Source organism: Bradyrhizobium sp. SZCCHNRI2009, from assembly GCF_032485115.1.
In the GTDB taxonomy this organism is placed as follows: Bacteria; Pseudomonadota; Alphaproteobacteria; order Rhizobiales; family Xanthobacteraceae; genus Bradyrhizobium.
The window spans coordinates 212781-233026 of the sequence record NZ_JAUEUH010000010.1 but is presented as its reverse complement, the minus strand read 5'-3'; the positions used below and the strand labels follow the sequence as shown (position 1 = coordinate 233026).

16 protein-coding genes are annotated in these 20246 nt (G+C 59.5%); 13 read left to right on the top strand and 3 right to left on the bottom strand.

Annotation, left to right across the window (positions count from 1 at the left end; translation table 11 throughout):
* The first annotated feature begins 626 nt into the window (after nucleotides 1-626).
* Both QX041_RS29925 and QX041_RS29920 read left to right on the top strand, forming a co-directional pair.
* Nucleotides 627-2333 (top strand): P-loop NTPase fold protein, encoded by a 1707-nt coding sequence (locus tag QX041_RS29925; protein ID WP_316167537.1) that lies wholly within the window; start codon nucleotides 627-629, stop codon nucleotides 2331-2333.
* Between the two features lie 175 nt (nucleotides 2334-2508).
* Nucleotides 2509-3306 (top strand): serine protease, encoded by a 798-nt coding sequence (locus QX041_RS29920; protein ID WP_316167545.1) that lies wholly within the window; start codon nucleotides 2509-2511, stop codon nucleotides 3304-3306.
* A 1103-nt stretch (nucleotides 3307-4409) separates the two neighbouring features.
* Here QX041_RS29920 and QX041_RS29915 read toward each other — a convergent pair.
* The gene (locus QX041_RS29915) at nucleotides 4410-4949 is read right to left on the bottom strand and encodes a hypothetical protein (protein ID WP_316167535.1); all 540 of its coding nucleotides are present in this window, start codon (nucleotides 4947-4949) and stop codon (nucleotides 4410-4412) included.
* On the opposite strand from QX041_RS29915, the gene QX041_RS29910 reads away from it, so the two are divergent.
* The 4 genes from QX041_RS29910 (at nucleotide 4948) to mobF (ending at nucleotide 8986) form a co-directional block, all read left to right on the top strand.
* Entirely contained in the window at nucleotides 4948-5325 is a 378-nt protein-coding gene (locus QX041_RS29910) for a hypothetical protein (RefSeq protein ID WP_316167533.1), read from the top strand. The genes QX041_RS29915 and QX041_RS29910 overlap by 2 nt on opposite strands.
* A 395-nt stretch (nucleotides 5326-5720) precedes the next feature.
* Nucleotides 5721-6041: a hypothetical protein gene (locus tag QX041_RS29905; RefSeq protein WP_316167532.1), complete on the top strand. Its 321-nt coding sequence runs from the start codon at nucleotides 5721-5723 to the stop codon at nucleotides 6039-6041.
* Nucleotides 6038-7852, top strand: a complete 1815-nt coding sequence (locus tag QX041_RS29900; RefSeq protein ID WP_316167530.1) for a type IV secretion system DNA-binding domain-containing protein — start codon at nucleotides 6038-6040, stop codon at nucleotides 7850-7852. Before QX041_RS29905 ends, QX041_RS29900 begins: the two co-directional genes overlap by 4 nt.
* Before the next feature lie 3 nt (nucleotides 7853-7855).
* A complete protein-coding gene (gene mobF / locus QX041_RS29895; RefSeq protein WP_316167528.1) occupies nucleotides 7856-8986 on the top strand; it encodes a MobF family relaxase in 1131 nt (376 codons plus the stop codon).
* A 1176-nt stretch (nucleotides 8987-10162) separates the two neighbouring features.
* On the opposite strand, the gene QX041_RS29890 is transcribed toward mobF, so the two are convergent.
* Both QX041_RS29890 and QX041_RS29885 read right to left on the bottom strand, forming a co-directional pair.
* Nucleotides 10163-11359: a DUF932 domain-containing protein gene (locus tag QX041_RS29890; protein WP_316167526.1), complete on the bottom strand. Its 1197-nt coding sequence runs from the start codon at nucleotides 11357-11359 to the stop codon at nucleotides 10163-10165.
* 368 nt (nucleotides 11360-11727) lie between these two features.
* On the bottom strand, nucleotides 11728-12039 hold the full coding sequence (locus QX041_RS29885) for a DUF736 domain-containing protein (RefSeq protein WP_316167525.1): 312 nt from the start codon (nucleotides 12037-12039) through the stop codon (nucleotides 11728-11730).
* Nucleotides 12040-12508: 469 nt separating this feature from the next.
* Here QX041_RS29885 and QX041_RS29880 point away from each other — a divergent pair, with 469 nt between their 5' ends.
* The 7 genes from QX041_RS29880 (at nucleotide 12509) to QX041_RS29850 (ending at nucleotide 20173) form a co-directional block, all read left to right on the top strand.
* The gene (locus QX041_RS29880) at nucleotides 12509-14116 is read left to right on the top strand and encodes a VPA1262 family N-terminal domain-containing protein (RefSeq protein WP_316167524.1); all 1608 of its coding nucleotides are present in this window, start codon (nucleotides 12509-12511) and stop codon (nucleotides 14114-14116) included.
* A gap of 9 nt (nucleotides 14117-14125) precedes the next feature.
* Nucleotides 14126-14770 carry a hypothetical protein gene (locus QX041_RS29875; RefSeq protein WP_316167523.1) on the top strand — a complete coding sequence of 215 codons (645 nt, stop codon included), beginning with the start codon at nucleotides 14126-14128 and terminating at the stop codon, nucleotides 14768-14770.
* Nucleotides 14771-14843: 73 nt separating this feature from the next.
* Nucleotides 14844-16781, top strand: coding sequence for a hypothetical protein (locus QX041_RS29870; protein WP_316167522.1), 1938 nt, complete (start codon nucleotides 14844-14846; stop codon nucleotides 16779-16781).
* A 612-nt stretch (nucleotides 16782-17393) separates the two neighbouring features.
* Entirely contained in the window at nucleotides 17394-17759 is a 366-nt protein-coding gene (tnpA, locus tag QX041_RS29865; RefSeq protein ID WP_316167520.1) for an IS66-like element accessory protein TnpA, read from the top strand.
* Nucleotides 17756-18106 carry an IS66 family insertion sequence element accessory protein TnpB gene (gene tnpB, locus QX041_RS29860; protein WP_316167519.1) on the top strand — a complete coding sequence of 117 codons (351 nt, stop codon included), beginning with the start codon at nucleotides 17756-17758 and terminating at the stop codon, nucleotides 18104-18106. Before tnpA ends, tnpB begins: the two co-directional genes overlap by 4 nt.
* Nucleotides 18107-18165: 59 nt before the next feature.
* A complete protein-coding gene (tnpC, locus tag QX041_RS29855; protein ID WP_316167517.1) occupies nucleotides 18166-19818 on the top strand; it encodes an IS66 family transposase in 1653 nt (550 codons plus the stop codon).
* Nucleotides 19819-19828: 10 nt separating this feature from the next.
* The gene (locus QX041_RS29850; RefSeq protein ID WP_316167516.1) at nucleotides 19829-20173 is read left to right on the top strand and encodes a hypothetical protein; all 345 of its coding nucleotides are present in this window, start codon (nucleotides 19829-19831) and stop codon (nucleotides 20171-20173) included.
* The last annotated feature ends 73 nt before the right edge of the window (nucleotides 20174-20246 follow it).

Sequence of the window (20246 nt, the reverse complement as noted above, 5' to 3'; positions counted from 1 at the left end):
TGGCGCAACCAGCCCGCCGCCGTGATCAGAGGCGCAAAACTCTAGTTCTGGGTGGTCCAAAGTTCGGCCTCACTGCACAACCCACCCGGACTCTAAACGCTGCTGGATGAAACTTCGGTGGCAGCTCACGCGCCCGAAACATTTAGCGGGAATAGAGCTGCTTCTGTAACGAACCCAAGAGCTTGAGTGCTAGCTGGGGCGGGAGGGATCGCACTTCGAATGGCGGAATCAAAATCTGCTGGATTATTTAGCGATCTCAACGGGCATTTGGAAAGAATAGCCGGATCCGCACGTAGTAATATCAGTTGATTATTAGGCATTTCCAATTCCGGCGAGTAGCCACCCGATGAGGGGCCTTTTGTTTTGGCGAGTTGGGGGCGCGGCAAGGACAAACGGTCAAAGCTGTTCCTCTCGCCCTCTCCTTGGTCCGTTGCCGGACACCGTGACCTGGCCTCGATCCGACCGCTTCCCCTAGTCGGCTATCCTACGCCGGATAACCCCATGACCGTTTCCCAACTTTGAACTTTCCTGTGCGATGTGCTCGCTTGGGCAGGACGCTCCACTATACCGCTTTGGTGATGTTCGGCTAGTGTTTGCCCGCTTAACGCGAGTGGGGGCCGTCTATCTTGACCGACGTTGAACGCACGGCGACTGACCGAGTAACCCGTGAGATTGTCCGATTCCTGGAATCTCCCAAACCCGAGGTGCTTGCTTTGCGGGGCGCATGGGGCGTCGGCAAGACTTATCTTTGGAATAGGCTTCTTGAGGAGACCAAGGCCACCATCGGACTCAAGAAGTATGCCTACGTCTCACTCTTCGGCCTGCAAAACCTGAACGAGCTAAAATACTCGATCTATGAGAACACAATCGATACCAAGGACGTTGGCATCGAGCCTTCACTAAGGACGCTGCAGACCAACACCGATTTCGTCGTGAAGTCATTTGGTACGCAGCTCATATCGATCATATCGCGCTTCAAGGGTGCTTCGGCCACACTAGAAGCAATCTCGTTCCTTGCTGTCAGAGACCGCATCGTCTGCATTGACGACCTGGAGCGCCGCGGCACCAACCTTCGGATCATCGATGTCCTTGGCCTTGTCTCCTACCTGACAGAACGTCGCGGATGTAAGGTCGTTATGATCCTCAACGAGGAGGCACTGACCGACCCCGACGCTAAGGATCTTGCCCGCTATCAGGAGAAGGTCATCGATCTGTCGCTCCTGTTTGCACCGACCGAAGAGGAGAGCGTCAATATTGCGCTTGCCAAAGACGCGCCCACAACACACCTGCTCTCTCAACGGTGCATCTCACTGGGGGTCTCGAATATTCGCGTTATAAAGAAAATTGAGCGGCTTTTTGCTGATATTCTACCATTACTCAGCGGCTATCACGAAAAGGTCGCGGAACAGGCCGCATCCACCCTCACACTGTTCGGCTGGGCATACTTCTCGAAGACCGCGGAGGACGACACCGCCTTCATCGACTTCATCTTGGCCCGGCGCGATGAATCGTTTGCAGGCGTTTTTGACGATGCCGACGAGCGGCCGGAACAGCATAAATGGGACACACTTCTCGATAACTACGGCTATGCCTCAACTGACGCCTTCGATTTGGCTTTGTTCGATGGTGTTAAACGCGGCTTTTTCGACGAAGACCTCATCAAGCGTAGTGCTGAGGAGATGAATGAGCGCTTGAAGCAGATGGACTCGACAAAGTCATTCGCTGACGCTTGGGCACTCTTTCATGAGTCATTCAAGGACAATACCCGCGATATCGTCCGCGCCTTGGTCAGCGCAATGCAGTTTCACACAAAATTCGTGACCCCTTCGGAGCTGAACGGCGCCGTCAGCTTGCTGAAAACTCTCGGCCGCGAGCGAGCCGCCAAATACGTACTGAAGTATTTCATGAAACGAAGGCACGACGAGGATTACGCCTTTTACGACCTTGCGTCGCATCCCTTTACCGAGAACATCCAGGACCCGGATGTAATTCATGCCTTCGCAGAGAAACTTAAGACCTTCCGTGACGAGCGTTCACCGGAGGACATTCTCCACAGCATCGGCTTCAACCACGGTTGGAGCAAGGCAGACACCAAGCTGCTCGCTGCCCTCTCGGTCGATGACTACCACACCATGTTCAAGAACCTTGAAGGTTCGCGACTTCGCCGAGTCATCGGCGCGGCATTGGGTTTTCAAGTTATTCGAGAACAAGACCCGGCATATGGGACGATAGCTGATACCGCCAAGGCAGCGCTTATCCTGATCGGCAAGGAAAGCCCACTCAATGCTCGCCGCCTCCTTAAATTCCATATCACTGCTGATGATCTCGCATGACGGCGCCGCATTTCATGGAAGAAGTGGGTTTAGACTGAATACTTCGACCATCTGCTCGGTTGTTAGGTGCATGGGTGGGTGGCGAATAAATATCTTAAACGCGTACCATAACGTTGCTAACACGTTCTGTGTGATCCGCAACGCCATACGCGTCTAGAGGAGATTCGTTTTGACGGTGGACAAGCGACTACTATACGCGGCTTATAGGCTCTCTACGATGCATGCTGGCCCAGACGGCTCGTCGAAAGAGGTTCACGGGACCTGTTTCTTCGTGAAGTCAGATGCTCTTTTGTTTGCTGTAACCAACCGCCACAATCTTGACCTTACCTACAAGGATCAGAAGTTTGTTGGTTATAAGCCCGAAGCGTTTAAGATTTCAGGTTATGCTGATAATAAACATTACTACGAGACGACTCCCACGGGTGGAGTTCGCTTTGTCTTTGCCACGAATCTGGCGGAAGATGTCGCTGTACTTGATCTAACCGACGGCAATATGCAGTATGGCCGACGTCGAAAGCCGGGAGAGACGCCGGGCACGAAGATCGGACCACCGAGCCTCCATAGTTCAGCGATCGATATGCTGGCGAACGATGAAGATTTACAACGAATGGCAGTAGGAGCGCAGATATGGATGCCAAGCTATTCGTTGCATTATGACAAAGGAACCGAACGTCCCGTTATGCGGACTGGCGTTGTCTCGAGCGATCCCGACAGCGATTATCAAACAGAAGGCGATGAGCCTGCGAGGCGTGTGCTAATCCAAGTGCAGTCTGCTCCTGGCGCATCCGGAGCGCCAGTATTCGCGCAGTTGGACTCCGAAGCGGTTCTGCTTGGTGTAAATGCTGGGCAACTCTTGACCGGCGGCATGCCGTCGGGCTTCTCGTATTGCTTCAAGGCGCAGTGCATACGCGACTGCATTGAGCACCTTACTTTGCTGCGAGCGCAAGATTTGCCTAAGCAACAAGCGCCATAGTCCCTACGCTATCGCAACGTTATGTTTCGAAAGGCGGCAGGGCCGAACGGGGTGAGTCGATGACGTTGCCGCCCGGGCTTCGTTGCCGGGCTATCTCTTGCATCTGTGCCGCGAAAAATAGCCGATCGCCACAGGCTTTTCACATCAATAATGTGCAGTTTGCCTTCCATGGCCTGACAGTGCAGAGGGTCAGTATCCCGAAGCCGCGCTCCCTTAGCGCAAATCAGAAGTCAGTTGATTTGTTCCCCAAATGCGTACACGACGCGGCCGTTGCTGCCAAAGCATTTACTCTGCTAATGCGCTGCAGTTCCCCGACAATCGTATCCAGATTGTCTGGGACTTCCTTGACGGATGCCCACAGCTTAGACCGGCCGCGGCCAGCGAGGCCATCACGCCTACGATCGCGATTGTCTTGTCCATTATTGCCCCCTCGCCTTCAGCCCGAGCTCGACCAGCCGGCGCACTGCTCCGATCAAATCTCCATGTTCGCCACCATGCGAGTAGCTCCACTCGAGGATCTTGCGAACCCCGATCCTTACCGAACATTCTCCCGAGTGCCTTCGACTCTTGTGAGGGGCGGCGCGGTTGACCTTCTTTTCTCGCAATCTCAGGATCGACGACCGAGGGTCTCTTCATGAACTCTGGCCCTCCGTGATAGGAACATCGGTTCAGGATCTCGCGGCCGGCACGCGAGAGCAAGGGCAAAGCCGCCGGGCTGACTCGCAACGAGTGCTTGGCAAGACATGACCAAAGCGGCAGGCTATCGAATGGGAAGGCTTTCGCGCCTTGGGACAGCACGTTGGACCTGGATTTGTAGCCCTACTTTACTGCGCTAGCTCGGAATGGGCAGCCGTTGGAGCACCGCCAGCCCGGCTTGCAGGATTGTTGATGCACTTCAGCGACTTCCGATTGGCGAGTGGCAGAGCCTATCTCCGCCGGGAAGGCCGAAGATCAGGCAGACGCTTCGCGCCGGCACGGCACCAGGTTGTCGCGGCGGCGCAGTATGCCGCCCATGTCTCCATGGGCGCCCTTCCGCCAGACATGCCTGGCCGTCATGATTGCGGTGCGCGCCCTAGGGTCTCAAGGTGCGCGCACCCTCACTACTAATCACCGGGAATGGTGGGAACGGCGAGACCGGCCGCGGCGCAGATCGCGCGCTCGGTCGAGAACAGCAGCAGCCGGTAGCCATCCTCTTCGTACATCGGATATTGGCCAAAATCGTAGTGCTCGCGTACATAGCGTAGCGTCGCGGCCGCCCCGTTCAGGCTTTCCGGCACGGTGGTGGCGAGCTGACGCGAGGCCTTCATTTCAGCCCGACCGAGCGCGCCTTCGGTTTCACAGAGGCCAGCCAACCTGGCCTCCAGCTCGGCCCGCCTGCTGCCGTGCGCACGCCGCAACTCGCGCTCGGCAGCATCCTGCTCGGCAAGCAGGTGCCCCAATTCCTCGAAGGCCCGGCGGTGGCCCTCAATGGCATCGAGGATCGGGTCGGGCGCGTTTGGAACAGGAACACCTTCAGCCCGTGACGCGCTGATGACCCCGGCCAGGACGGCGGCCCCACCGGCGACGAACTGCCGCCGCCGCAAGACCGGGCCGGCAGGAAAGATTGAACGACTCGTGGTATAGGCAGAATCAGCCTGAGACATGGTCTACTCCATGTTGAGGGTTAGGCTCGCGCAGGTGTTGCTGCATCTGTGCGGGCCGCTTGCCTGGCCTGTTCCGGCCAGTGCCGCGAATCGAATCACGGCCGATTCGTTGCGTCAATGGATATGCGCGACTTTCAGCGATCCAGGCCGCGCAGCAGTCGGCCCCGACGAGCTCTCCGAAATCCCTTGCTGGGGCTTTAGCCGAGCAGATACTCGATTCCGCAGGAGAGCCGGACGCGGTCTCGGCATTCTTGCGTTTTCTGCATTCAGACTTCGAGTGATCGAGACAACTTTGGCGGCAGGATTTTCCTTCGTATCGAAAATGAGCTGCAGCTCGGCGCTTCTCGCGATCGATTTTCACGTGGGCGCAGATTGATTGACATCCTTGGCGGCCGCCGCGATCTGATCATTTGCTCGTGAATACAAGAGCATCGCCGTCGTACGGTGGAGAACATCAGCATACGGAGTGGGCGATCCGGGTAGAACCTCGTAGTTACGGCGGTCCCCAATGTTTCCCGCCGATCGTACGATCCACAATCCAACGATACAGAAAGAACATATTGCTTGAACGACATCCGATGCGGGGCGACGACTGAACCCGATCGATGTTGTTCACTGACTCAAGCCTCCGACTGCTGAGCTCCGCCGCTCCTTGCTGCAAACCGCCTTAGAGCGTGCTGATAGCGCGGTGCTAGACAACGGCCGATATCAAGCGGCGCCTCTGGTTGGGTTCGTGATCGATCGCCTCGGCAACTCTGTTGAGGCAATCTCATGACAGGCAAGACAAGACCAATCTCGATCCGTCTCGCAACGAGCGAAATCGAGCAAATCCACGCGCGTGCTCACAAACTTTCAGCAAACATCAGCGGCGTCGCCCGAGACCTGATCTGCATCGGGCTTGCTGGCGGCGACAACAAGGCGCTCGCCGATCGCTTGATGCGGATCGAGCGCCGGATCGTCGCGCTCGAACAGCAAGGCCAGGAGACGCACGCGCGGGTCCAGTCCGTCGATAAAGCAGCGCATGATCTGCTTGCGATGTTCGAAGCCCTGTTGAAGGCCCTCACCGGCGAAAGCTCCGGGAGGGCGGCATGACGCGGCGCTTGCGAATTATCAGCTTCCTTTCTGCCATGGCCTGCTTCGCAGGAGCGACTAGCACCTCGTATCTCGGCTTCGACCTGTGGCCCCCAGGCGCCACGTTGGCGGACGGCCGGAGCGTTCCATTGAGGCCAACAGACATTGAAGTCTGCATCAGAGGGCGAGGCTTGGCCTGGCTTGGCGATCGCTCCGGTGACGCCTCTTGGCAAGCCTGCCGGAGCAGTCTGTCGCAGTACCAGGCACTAGCTGGCTTCGAGCTTCGGTTCTGGAGCGTGATCGGGACCAGCCTTGCGGGGCTTGCTGCGCTGCTCGGCTTTGCGCTTAGTCTTCGCCTGGATTCAGTCTCGCTCAAGGTCCTTCGCGGCGCACGGTTGCAGTCCGGCCAGCGAGGTTTGAAGGCGTTCGCCCGGGCCGCAGCCGCAGAGTGCAAGCTCCACAGCAATGGCGTCGCCCTCGTACCCTCTGTTCCTTTGGGTCGCGAACGCGAGACGCGGCATTTCCTGATCCTTGGCAGCGTCGGCGGCGGCAAGACTCAGACCATGCTGCATCTGATCCTTGAGGCACAGGCTCGCCGGGACGGCGTCCTGGTGCTCGACACCAAGGGCGACATGATGAGTGGTCTCCCTGCACTGGGAGAGCCTGTGCTCGTCGCGCCTCATGACCGGAGATCGTGGGTGTGGGACATTGCAGCCGATTGCAGCATCAAGCAGGACGCCCGTGAGCTCGCGGCGCGCTTCATTCCGGCAAGTTCCGATCCAATGTGGTCGGAGGCGGCGCAGGAGATTTTTGTCGCCTGCGTCGTCCATCTCCAGGCAACCATGGGTAAGGATTGGAGCTGGGTGGACCTGGAAAGGGTCGTGACCGCCGATATCGATAAGCTCACGGCCTATGCAAGGGACCACAATCCGAATGCGCTGCGGCTCCTCAACCAGCCCGACAGCAAGACGACCCTGAGCATTCTCACAACCTTCCAGACTCACGTGCGGATTGTTTCGGTTCTGGCGGAAGCCTGGCCCGATCGTTCGGCCGGACGCTTTTCGATCAGAGCCTGGCTGCACAACCCGTCTCCGGACCGCCCGCTGATTCTGCAGCACGATCCCGGCTATCCCGAACTGTCGCGAACTTGGATCGGCAGCATGCTCGGTCTCCTCGCCTCGGCGGTGGGAAGCCCTACCTTGACCGAAAGCCGTCGGCGGCGGGTGTGGCTGTTTCTCGACGAGTTCCCGCAACTGCCTCCGGTCAAGCAGTTTCCGACTTTCCTCGAGCTCGGCCGCTCCAAAGGGATCGCCGTCGTCATCGGGGCCCAGGACACGGCCCAGATCCGCGCGGTCTATGGTCCTGACCAGGCCAAATCCTGGTTCGGCATGACCGGTACCAAGATCATCACCCGGATCAACGCCAGCGAGGCGGCTGAAGACATCAGCCGCTTGATCGGGCAGCAGGAGGTCGAGCGGCGCACGCGAAGTGAGACCCGCGCCGGCGGCAAGGTCAGCATCACCGAAAGCACCCAGCGCGAGGTGCGCCGCGTGGTGACGGCGTCGGAGCTGGCCTCACGTCTCGGGCCGGCTGAAGATGGAGTCCGGGTGCTTTTCGTTGGTCTTGGCGAAGACGTCTATGAGATCGAGCTGCCATACATCCATCTGCTCACATTGCGCGATCCGATCGTGCCAGCCGAGTGGACGCAACCATGGCCACCCAAGCCGTCCGGCCCGACCAATGAAGGCTCAGGTCCAGAGGTGCCGCCGAAAGGCTCGCGCCTGACCCAAGATTTGGCCGACCTGATCCGGCAGCAGCGGACGCTGCACTGATCCATGGTGGCCTCGATCTCCGCCCGCGGAAATGCCGCCTCGGCGTCGCGCTACTACGGCCATCTGCAGCGCGACGACTACTACAGCCGGGACGGCGAGCCGCCCGGCCGCTGGGCCGGCAAGGGGGCCGACCGGCTCAGCCTCAACGGGCCGGTCACGCAGACCGAATTCGATGCCGCGCTGCGCGGCATCGATCCGAAAACAAGCGAGCGGCTGGCGCAGCTTGGCGGCCGCGAACGCGAGCACGCGGCCGGTTGGGACATGACTTTCAGCGCCCCCAAATCGGTCTCGGTGCTCTGGGCGCTCGCCGAGGCTCCCGAGCGTCAGGTGATCGCGCAGGCCCATCGCACAGCCGTCGTGGCCGCATCCGCTCAACTGGAGGCGACCGCCGGCTGGGCCAGGCGCGGCCGTGGCGGAGCTGCGCGAGAACAAGCCGCAGGGCTGCTGATGGCGCAGTTCGATCATCACACCAGCCGCGAATCCGACCCGCAGCTGCACACCCACACCTTCATCTTCAATCTCGCCCCGCGCCGCGACGGCAGCTGGGGCGCGATCGTCAGCCGCGAGCTCTACAAGGCGCAGAAGCAGGCCGGCGCGATCTATCGCCAAACCCTTGCCTCGGAGCTCGAGAGGCAAGGCGTTCGGCTCGAACAGCGGAAGGATACGTTCCGGGTGGCGGCTATCCCGCGCCATGTCGAGCGCGCCTTCTCGAAGCGGCGCCAGGCCATCGAGGAGGCCGCAAAGGTCCACGGCTACAGCACGCCAAAGGGAATGGAGCTCGCAACCTTACGCACGCGCCGCCCCAAACGAGATGCCAAGCTCGGCGAGCTCATCAAGCATTGGCAGACCGAGGCCAAGGCGCTCGGGTTCGAGCTTGGCCGGAGCCGCGATCGGACGCGCTCCATTGCCAGCGGGCGCTCTCACGCAGGAACCTCTGCTGAGCGGAGCCATGCCCCCTCCCCGGTCACACAGGCATCAGCATCAACAGTCTCCTCAGCTGCCAGGCCAGCCGAGCACCAAGGCGCCGCCCAGCTCGGTTCTCGTCTCGGACATGTCCTTCGAACCTTGAATCAGCCAGCCGGCATGTCTGGCGTCAGGATCAAACTCCGTTACCGGGAGCACGAGCGGGATTGATTGGAAGCTGCGAACCGAACTGGATCGCAGGTTCCCAGGCCTACGATGGCCCTGATCGCGCAGCAGAACACTGGCTTGGCAGTACCCTGCCCGCTTCATAATCGATCTGCAGCCCTCGGGAAGCGGTGTGCAAAATTTCGACCTCAGGCTTCACGAGTCGAATGCTCTGGCCGGCCTATGAAACGACGCAAACCGGCACGGATCAAGAGCAGAACCGGCATTTTGCACTCGTATACGCGCGCGAACGCCAGCAAGTAACTGATGAGCTTTGACTTATCGATCATCCCGCAAGACCGCTGTTTTCGCTCGCACCTGCTCGTGTAAACGCCGCCTAAGAAAGAATATGTTCTTCACCCCAATGAGATAGCCGCACCGCGCACCGCGAAGCGTCAGCACCGGAGGTGCATAGGGTGTGAACAATCTCTTCCTTCTCTTCCCTGAGCCTTCGGTTGACTTGTCGTTCTCTTGCGCACCTTCTGAACCAGACCAACCTCACTCCACAATTCGGATACATCCTGCGATCCGCGTGTCGATCAGCCGTGACTGTCGCCATCAACAAGCTGCGGTCCAACTGAGGAATTCATGCCGTCTTTTTGCAGAATAACCGCACGGAGTTGCCCCTTGCTCGTTCCCACGTGGGCGACGGTCTCTCGGCAACTCCTCTGCAGACCGGCTGCACTTGAGAACGCGGGCGGATGCTGGCAATCGTCCGTTCAAAGCCCTTACGCCACGAAAATGCACCGCCGCCGATGGCCAGGGTTGGACGCAGCAGCGGTGCGTCGAGGCGGCGCGCTTCGTCCGACTTTCGTCGCGGCTGACTCGAATACGGTATCGATTATTCGGAAAACTCTCGGCAGAAAGCAAGCGCCAGCAACGTCACTGCGGGTCAACGTCGTAGGCCATTTCTTGGCGTCGTGAAGTCGCGACAGCCGACGATCTTGCGAGATCGCGCAGCCGACGTAGTTCAGAGACGCCGGACGAATTCGTCCGTCTGCTTGGAGATTTTGCCTGTGGCCGACTATTGGATTTGCTGTTGCGAGCCGGGCCGGAGGCTCGGCGAGCTCCGGCCGCGTGCATGCGGCCGCGCCGCGGCTGCAGTTGACCGGAGCGGCGGCGCGTTTGATCGGAAGCTCAGACGGCTGCGTAACCGGGTGTCACCGGTTGCGCAGCTCACGTTTAGACGGCGCGTTCGATCAAGCGTTTGGCCTTGCCTTCGAGCTCAAGCCTTGCGTCCTGATGCACCTTGCTTCGCGCCACAGCCGTGATGCCCTGCACGAACTCAAAGATGCTTTCGGGCTTGCGGTTCTCCTCGCCAAGAACGGCTTCAATGACCCTCGTTGTCTCGGCTTTGGAGAAGCCGCTCTTGCGCAAGAAAGTCTCCCGATCCTCATCCGTGCGGGCGACGATCCGTTGCCGTGCGGCTGCAATGCCGGCGACGAACGGCGCGGGCGAGGAGTTGGCAAAGTTCGTCAATGCGGGCGCGGCCTCATGAGCAAAGCGGTGCGCGGCAAACTTCGAATGGCGGATCGTGATCTGCTCGAAATTCTCGACGCCCCAAAGATTCCGGTTCATGCAGACGGCCCGCAGGTAGAAGCTGGCAATGCCGAGCGTTTTGCTGCCGACCTCGGAGTTCCAGCAGTAGAAGCCCCTGAAATAGACATCCGGCGAACCGTCCGGCAGCCGTCCCGCTTCGATCGGATTGGTGTCATCGACCAGAAACAGGAACACGTCGCGATCACTGGCATAGAGCGTGGTCGTGTCCTTGGTCACGTCCACCAATGGATTATGGGTCATGCTCGACCAGTCCAGCACGCCCGGCACCTTCCACCAGGTCTCACCGGTGCCGTTGCCGGCGATCTGCATGACGGCGGCCACTAATTCATGATCCCAGATGCGGCCGTAGTCGGGACCGGTGACGGCGCGAAGCTCGATTCGACCGCTATCGGCCTCCAGGGCTTTGACGAGTTCGGCGCGATGCGACAGCAAGCCATGCTGCAGATTGATGGCCGACAGCGCTCCAGGTAGCTGCCGCAGATAGGGGGCGGGCGCTCTAACCAGCGTGCACAATTGCCCAAAACTCCAATGCGTCGGCGCCACCGGTTCGTCACGACCGGGAACGATCAAGGCCAGCCGCTCAGCGTTGTCTCGGGCGGCTTCGACGCGAATGGATCGGCTCTCGACGGTGCGGGCCTGCGCGCACTCTGCCCTGCTGCGGACGGCGTCGTAAAGGCCCGGCAGGTTGAGATATCGCTCGTCATCCGGGCGCGTAAACCATTCCGAGGACACCCGGCCAACGCGCTGGCCGCGCGAGATGTCTACCCGGAAGCCACCAGAAACCTTCTGCCCGTCGTGCTTAGAAACCGTCAGATTCATCGTCATCTCCTGTCAGGTTGAAGCGCAGCGCTGCGCTGCAACCCTGCCCGTCGGCGAGACCGGGGGAAGCAAGGGCAAGGGCGGCCGGGAGCGGAGGGGTATCCCCCGCCTGACAAGGGCGCGCGAGATTCGCGCGCGTCTGCACGCGCCGTTCCAGTCGAGAGTACTGAGATCAGATGAGAGGCGCGGAAGACCGGGGAGACCGCACCGGCCGGCACGTCTCGTGCTTAACCCTTGCCCGCGCGAGGGCGAAGCCCTGAGCCGTTCCCTTCTCTAAAGAAGGCCCCCTTGTCCTTGCTTCCAGGCTACAATCAAGACGCAAAAAGGCCCGGCCTCCGAAGAGGCAGGGCCGATGATCCAGCGCCTGATCAGTCGCCGGCGCGGCGCGACCAGATCAGGGTGAAGCCGTCATCGCCGTCGACCTTTACCAGCGAGGCATAGAGCGGCGCGGGGAGACTTGGATCGTCGAGCTTGACCGAGAGATATTCGCGATCGCTGTCACGGGCGGTCTTCTTCCAGGCCGCACCGAACTCGGTGGGACCGGCAAAGATGCGATAGTCGGGCGCCTTCTCGTGGTCCTTCTCGGATGCGATAAACTTGGCCTTGACGTTCAGCGTCAGCGTCTTGATCGAGCCGGTGTAGCCGTTCTCCGATGCCGTGAAAGTGCCGATGGTTGCCATGATTCTCTCCGTCTGTTTGCTCGGGCCGCGCCCATCGCGGCCTCGATGGCGCCCCTTATGCCCGGGGACGATCGGCCCGCAGCCTGCAGGGCCCGCAGCGCAGCGGAGGACGGCGGAAGGCCGGCTTTTTTGACTTGCGCGAGGAATGCCGCGCCTTCGCGGCAGGGGAAAAAAGCTGGCCTCTAGCCGTTGCGGGAAGGCGATCGAGGACCTTCCGTCCCTCGGGCCTGATCAGCCACTCGAGGTCCGCATCGGACGCGTCATGACCGTACTGACGGAGAGAACATTGGCGACCGCCGCGGCACGGCAACGGACTAGGCTCGCTCGGTCGCACGATGCCAACACCGAGCAATCGAGATACCTTTCAGGCCTTCAGGGTTCACCGGCTTGGCCGATCCTATTGCGACAACCACCCCGGGTTGCTAGCATGTCGTTCGCCTGAAGGTCGGCGGCAGCGATCGATGCACTCATGATGATGAGAACGGAAGCTGGAACTGAGCTATTCGAATATTACAAATGGGCTATCGTTCGGCTTGCGACCTGCATGCCTGCCTCTGCAGCGTCAAATCCGCCGCTGCTGGTCTTTGCCAGCATCGAATTTGTCCATTCGGCCCGACCGCAACCCGATAGCGCCCCACTAAGTGTAAGAGGTGTTCCTCCTTACATTCAGGGGACGTCTGGGCTGCGGGTCTTTTTTCGACGGGTGGGTATGAGGGCAAATGAGGGCCTAAACTGGTATCGAGAAGCGTCTAAAGGCACTTTGACCGTGCCCTTGCCAGCTGATGCTGCCGAGCAAGGTAAGTTCGACGGTGGTCCATTGCGCGCCCCGAGGCTGATCGAGGAGCCCGCATGGCCCCGTCTAGGATTTCCGGCGCCCGACCAAACGCTGTTTGGCGGACTCATGAAAACCTATCCGACGCCGTTTCTCGGTCCGGGCGCTGCGCCTGCTCGCATTCATAGATTGATGGCATCAGCGGACCCGGACCTCGACTCTCTCACAGACGATCCTCTGGTACGCGATTGGCTTGCTCCACGGATACACTTTCGTATTGAGGAATATCCGGAGCTGTTAGGCGGTCTGGTATTGGTGGCCCCTGACCCTCAAGTGGAGAACGTATCGCAATATTTTGTCCGTGATCGTCACCAGAAGGAACGCCTCATCACGCAAATCCAACCGAGACCAAACCAACAGCTTGATAATCTCAATCTGACGATTCTTGAAGAACGGCTCGGGGTTATCTCTACGTTTCGACAACTGCCTGTGCCCTCGGATGGCGTCGTGATAACGGAGGCTCCCGCAGAAATCAGGGCGTCCGGCTACATGCTGGGGCATCCCGAGCGGGGTCTTATCGATTTCCAGACGCCAACACCGTTTATTCGAACGATAGGCATCACGACGGAGACTTCATCACGACTGGTGAAGCTCAAGACCCGCGAGAGCAAAAAGAAGGACGCGGGGATCAGAGAGCATCAGATCCACGAGCGAGCGCTCGGCGCCAATAGCCTTATTGGAGAAAGCGAACCGCAGCCAGGCCCGTATGCTCGCTTCTGGGAGGCTGCCGCCCAACGGGTTGTGCGGAGCCAAGCCCGTACAAGTGACCAGAGGTGGATTGATGATCCTGCTGCTGCCCGAGCTTTTCTTCGCGATCTGATCGGCGGAGCTAGGCAAGACGTCTTCGTGGCGGATTGCTTCCTTGGCGGCGAAGACCTGGGTGGCTACCTGCATTTCGTTTCGCGCTTGGACGTTCACATCAAAATCCTCACATCTCGTGAGGCTTTTAAGCCGGACCGTGGCGCTGCGATACGGCAGATGAACGCGAGCATCGAAAGCTTGCGGGACCGTGGCTTTAGGCAAATCGACGTTCGCATAATGCGCAACAGTGACGGCGCACCACTGTTGCATGACCGTTTTCTCGTCGTTGACGGGGCCGTGTGGCTCACGGGCAATTCGCTGAACTCCATCGGACAGCGTGAGGGTCTGGTTGTTAAATTACCTGACCCCCAGCCGGTTATCTTTCGGCTCGACCGAATTTTCAAGGACGAGTCTGAAGACTTTCTCTCGTTTGCGACTTCATAGGGTTTTTGAATGGTTCTTGGAGGGGGCATACCGCCAATTGTCGAGACTGAGCCCGCTCCCGTTGCGAAGCCACAAATTCTTTGGCCGACAATGGTGCTCGGCGAGAACGGCTATATCGAAGGCGACCTGAAGTGGTTTCCCGAGGCGGACTCCTACTATGAACGATTCCGAATTGGCATCGGCGGGGCAATGTCGTGCGCCTTTAAAGACGCAGTGCGTGTCGCGCGGCAACGTGTCTGGCTTCTTGACGAATATCTGCTTGGTGACGACGCCTCCCGAGACCAGTTATGGAGCCTATTCTGCGATACTGTCGCATCAGACCTCCGCGTTGTAACGGGGCTTAGTGATGGCGCCCATGAACGTGCACAATCGTTGAAGGAGCTGGAGCCTGCGTTGCAGGCGCGAACCACCAACGCTCCACCCCAAATTAAAATCTATCTGAACTTAAAGAGACCCTTGAGAGGTCTCCCTGAGATACATGATCGTTTTGCGATCATCGACGACGTGCTTTGGCACTGCGGCGCAACTGTTGGCGGTCTACACCATCAAATCAACGCGATGACTTTCGGATGGTGCGCGCAAGCCACGAGGGCCGTGGAATTCTTCAATCAAATTTGCAGGCTATTGGACGAGGACATTGGCCGATCGCTCTAATCCACGCTGGCCCTTAGAAGCCCATCCTCGCCCAAACGAAGGGAGGGTGTATTGGTTACGATTAGCAGAACGCGTGTCCGCTCTGCTGGACGCGGCAGACTGGCGTCTTGGCGCGGTCGAGCGGGCGTACAAGATATTGGAGCGAGCGCTCACGACCGGATTCGAAGAAGGTGCGGCCGATATCGAGCATATCGCTGAAGCACTGCGGCAAGAGAACTCGATACCAGAGTCCGGTCCTGAAGCACGATTAGATAATGAATCGCAGTCTTTGATGATTGACTCAATCGTCGGGGAAGCGGCGGGTTTGCTTCTCATTCGAAACACTGGGCGCAATGCATGGACCATGGCCGTTGGATTGCGGTCCCATTTCGACAGCATGCTAGCTGCGCTACGCGGCAGCCTGAAGTCGAAGTACGATAGTGACGATCAATTCCGTTTACGTTTCGATGATTTGGCCGATGGCGTGTCTCTCGAAGCCGCCACTCAAAGGCCAGCAGAAGATCACTCCGCGCGCAGCAACGTGCTGGCGCTTGCCGAGAACTGGCGCGAGGCCCCTAATTTGAGGGATGTCTGGTCCGGCATACACTGGCTACGACCTGACTTCGGTCCCAATGAAATAAACATCCTTGCGTATATTTACGTTGCGCTGAACAAGCACGCTCTCGCAGGATTTCTCGATCGCTTCGATAATCCTTATCAGGTTTGGGACATACTAAGCGGCTGGGCACAGTTAGGGCTCGAGCAGACGTTTGCCGTTTGGTCCGAATTATTCCTGCACGCAGAGCCGAGTTTCAACAAAGACGGAAGCTGGACAGGAAAGACTCTAGAGGCACTCCTATTGGTGGTGGCGGAGGATGCACTTAAGGAAGCGCGGCTACCAAAGGAGGCCACCGATGATCTGGTTAGGGAGCGCGGCGAAGAATTCCGGCTACTCACCGAGAGAATAGGCGAGATTATTGCACAAAAGCCGACGGGTTCTTCACTCGCCCTACGCTGGAGTGCCCAACTCTTTCGTAAGAGTGCAGGAGGAAGTGATCAAGAGCTGTATCCGAGAGACCTGCGGCAGCAAACGACGGCCTTGTGGTGTATGCTTGAGGCCCTGGGTAGATCGGATGCGGCAATTGGCTGGAATGATATTGGAACGCCCGACGCGATGCCTGAAGAAGTGCTTTGTATCTTGGCCGCGAAAATCGTTGCTGCAAACGAGAGGAAGTCAGAGCTTCCGGCCATAAGGCCGCTGCTAGATTGCTGCCCAGATGAGCCGGAGAATTTCTTAGGTACGAGCGCAATTCAGATGCGCGCGATGACGCTACCGTTTTCAACTTACAACACCAGGCCAGATGCTCTCAAATTTCGAGTCTTCGGCCTGCTTTTTTTCCAAGGTGATCCCGTCGAATTGTATCGAGATCTCTGGAGGCGAACACTTACGCTTCGTGAGTTGGCGGAGCATTGGCAGAGCGGTGAACAAGATGACGGCCGGTCTGATGCTAAGCAGGTCTTGGCAATGGTCCTCGCTATCGGCATTAACATCCTGGACCTCTATGCGGATGCGCGGTCTGCCGGCACTGGGAATGTTCAACGGAATGCAGATGAGTTTGGACGACTATTCGAGGCCATTTACAATAGCTTGCGCGAACTGCAGGCAATTGAGCTTTTCAAGCAATCGTTTTGGTCGACGCTGTTCACGCACCTCATCGTGCGGCGAGTGATCTACGAAAGATCACAGCTAGGTGATTTTGAGCTTGCGGCTCCCCTGCGTACGACAGCAAGGCCTACGCTTTCGGAAATGCTGGCCGATGCGGCTGGCATAAGGCAGCCTTTCTTTCTCGCGTTGGACAATCTTATCCGAAATGGTCTGTCCTCCGAAAAGATTGCGGAAGCACTAAGCTCCACTGGAATCGATCTCCTCTCATTCATCGATGCTGCAAATCGCCTCAACGAAATCGACGAGAGACGGCAATATGGTATTGAGGCGGCCGAACAGATTGCTCATAGGATGCGAAGTCATTGATCGTAATTGCGGTATGATGAAACGGCGGATGCCCTTCGACCGCAAGAAGATGAGCTGATTCGAATTCTTTAGCCGAACCTGAGTTCGTGTGTGATATTGGCGGTGTTGTGAGGGGTGCGGCGTATTGGCAGCCGCCGCCCCGGTCATCGGAGCGTTCAACCGAATTGAAGCCGCCTACATTCTTAGCAAATGTTAATCCGTCCGTAGCCGCTGGTTGCTACCTGGCGATGGCTCCAAAGGTCCCGTGCGCGACTGTAATTCTGAAGAACCCGAAAGGCGGTTCAGCAAGGAATGCAATCTAAGGCGGCGGAGCAAGATGAGGCGGTTTTGTTCGGTATAGCGCCTGATTGATAACCGTCACGGAATGCCGGGAAAGCCCTCAGCAAGAGGTCCCGGCAACATAGCTCTAGGAGTAGTCCTGCCAGTGGCGGCACGAACGACCTGAAGCACTCCAGGGTCAAAAATATGCTCGTGGGCGCTGCTGCGTTCTTTGTTAGATCCCCACCACCGCAAATTCCATATGGACGGACAAACGTAAGCCCCCGGTGACGGCCGCCTTGCGTCGGCAGTGAGGCTTCGCGAAGCCATAGGACTAGTCCTGGAGCTAGTCCTATGGCCAAAGCGGAAGTTGAAGTGATCACGTCGGAGCGGCGACGGCGGCATTGGTCGCAGGCTGACAAGGAGCGGATCGTCGCTGCCGCGCTGCAGCCGGGAGCGACAATCCTGGGTGTGGCGCGGGCGTTCGGTGTGCATTCCAGCCAGGTGTTCCGCTGGCGCCAGCAGCTTTGCGGCAAGGAGGCTGCTGCGCTCGGCTTCGCCGCTGTGACGATTGCAGCCGATCCTCACGCAGCGGCCGCTCCGACGCAGGGGCTTATCGAAGTCGAGATCGGGACTGAGACCAAGATCCGCATCAGCGGCGCGGCGGATGCTGCGACGGTGACGGCGGTGATCACGGCACTCCGAGCGGGCTCGCGATGACGATCCCGATCCCCTCCGGGACCCAGGTCTGGTTGGCGACCGGCCATACCGACATGCGCAAGGGCTTCGACGGCCTGGCGCTGCTGGTGCAGGAGACCTTGAAGCGCGATCCGCATGGCGGTCATCTGTTCGTGTTCCGCGGCCGCAGCGGCGGCCTGATCAAGGTGCTGTGGCACGACGGTCAGGGCATGTGCCTGTTCGCCAAGCGGCTGGAGCGCGGCCGCTTCATCTGGCCACAGGCTGTGGACGGAGCGGTGACGATCACGCCGGCCCAGCTCGGCTATCTGCTTGAAGGCATCGACTGGCGGCATCCGCAGCGGACGTGGCGCCCGGAAGCTGTTGGTTGAGCGCTCGAACGTAACGGCACTGATGCGTGCCGGGCGGAGCTGTGATTCCATCCCTGTCGATGATCACAGCCGATTCGCTCCCCGATGATGTCGCGACGCTGAAGGCGCTGGTGCTCGCTGGCCAGGCGGCGCTCACCGAGGCGACGGCAGCCCAGCTCGCGGCAGAAGCCAAGGCGCGCAATCTCGAAGCCGAGGTCCGCTCCCGCACGCTGCTGATCGAGCAGATGAAGTTCACGATCGCCACGCTCAAGCACGAGCAGTTCGGGCCCTCGTCAGAACGTGCATCGGTGCTTGAGCAGCTCGAACTCGAACTCGCCGATCTCGAAGAGGATGCGGCCGAGGCAGAAGCTGCGGCGCAAATGGCAGCCGAACGAGCCAAGGCCGAGAAGATCGACGTGCGCCCGTTCGAGCGCCGGCAGCCGGCGCGGCGGCCGCTGCCCGAGCACTTACCGCGCGAGCGCATCGTGCATCCTGCACCGGCCCATTGCCCGTGCTGCGGTGGCGACAGGCTGCGCAAGATCGGCGAGGACGTCACGGAGACGCTGGAGCTCGTTCCACGACAGTGGAAGGTGATCCAGCACGTCCGAGAGAAGTTCTCCTGTCGTGCCTGCGAGGCGATCACGCAGCCTCCGGCGCCGTTCCACCCGATCTCGCGTGGACGCGCGGGGCCGCGCCTGCTGGCGCACATCCTATTCGCCAAATACGGACTGCACCTGCCGCTCAATCGGCAGAGCACGACCTATGCGCATGAGGGCGTGGCGCTCCATGTCTCCACGCTGGCCGACTGGGTCGGCGCGGCAGCTGCGACCTTGATGCCGCTGGTCGAGGCGATCAAGACGCACGTACTTGCAGGCGAGCGTCTCCACGTCGACGACACCACGGTGCCGGTTCTGGCCAAGGGCAAAACGCGCACGGGGCGCGTTTGGACCTATGTCCGCGACGATCGTCCCTTTGCCGGGCACGCGCCGCCGGCAGCCTTGTTCTTCTACTCGCCTGACCGCTCCGGTGCGCATCCCGAGACGCATCTTGCCGGCTATGCCGGACCGATGCAGGCGGACGCCTATGCCGGCTTCAACCGCCTCTACGAGGCCTCGCGCAAGCCGGGCCCGATCATCGAGGTCGGCTGCTGGGCGCATGCACGGCGCAAGTTCTTCGAGATCGCGCGGCTGAAGAAAGCGCCGATCGCGATCGAGGCGATCGCGAAGATCGACGCGCTGTTTGCGATCGAACGCGAGATCAACGGTCTGCCAGCCCACGAGCGCAAAGCCGTGCGCGACGCACGCAGCCGCCCGCTAGTCGATGAGCTTCACGCCTTCCTGCGCGACCGCCGCGCCAAGCTCTCCGGCAAGAGCGAGACCGCCAAGGCGATCGACTACAGTCTCAAGCGCTGGCAGGTGTTCACACGCTTCATCGACGATGGTCGCCTGTGCATGACCAACAATGCCGCCAAACGCGAACTGCGCGCCGTAGCCGTCGGCCGCAAGAACTGGACCTTCGCCGGCTCCGACGATGGCGGCCGCCGTGCCGCCGCCATCTACACCCTGATCCAGACCGCCAAGCTCAACGATCTCGATCCGCTGGCCTGGTTGACCGACGTGCTGCTGCGGATCAATGATCATCCGGCGTCGAGGCTCGACGAGCTGCTGCCGTGGAATTGGTCAAAACCCAGAACCCTTGTCGCCGCTGCCCGATCAGATGAAGATCACGTTTAACGGAACTGACTTGTCGATTGCCTCTGTCGAGCATCTGAGCCTTGCTCTGGATCGCTTCGACAAGCAACCGCAGTTCGAACTCTGGATCTCGGTACCGAACGGTCAGTCCTTAGCCATGCTGCGCAATGGTAGCCACGCCTGGCTTATGTATCTGCGGTTCAATGGTGATAGCGGCGTCGTGACAAAGGATAACCAAGACCGTCAGGGAACCTGCGCTTACACACTCTCCAACGGGGAGGTCGACGAACATCCCCTATCCTGGTGCATAGATCTAGAAGGATGCCACAAAGCGATTGCGTACTTCTTCGTCAATGATGGAGCACGATACGATCACGTCGCGTGGCAAATCGCGTAACAGATCTGCCGCGGTCTCGGCCGGATGCATACGGACAAACGGCAGGAGTTCGCGGATTTCAGACAATGAAATA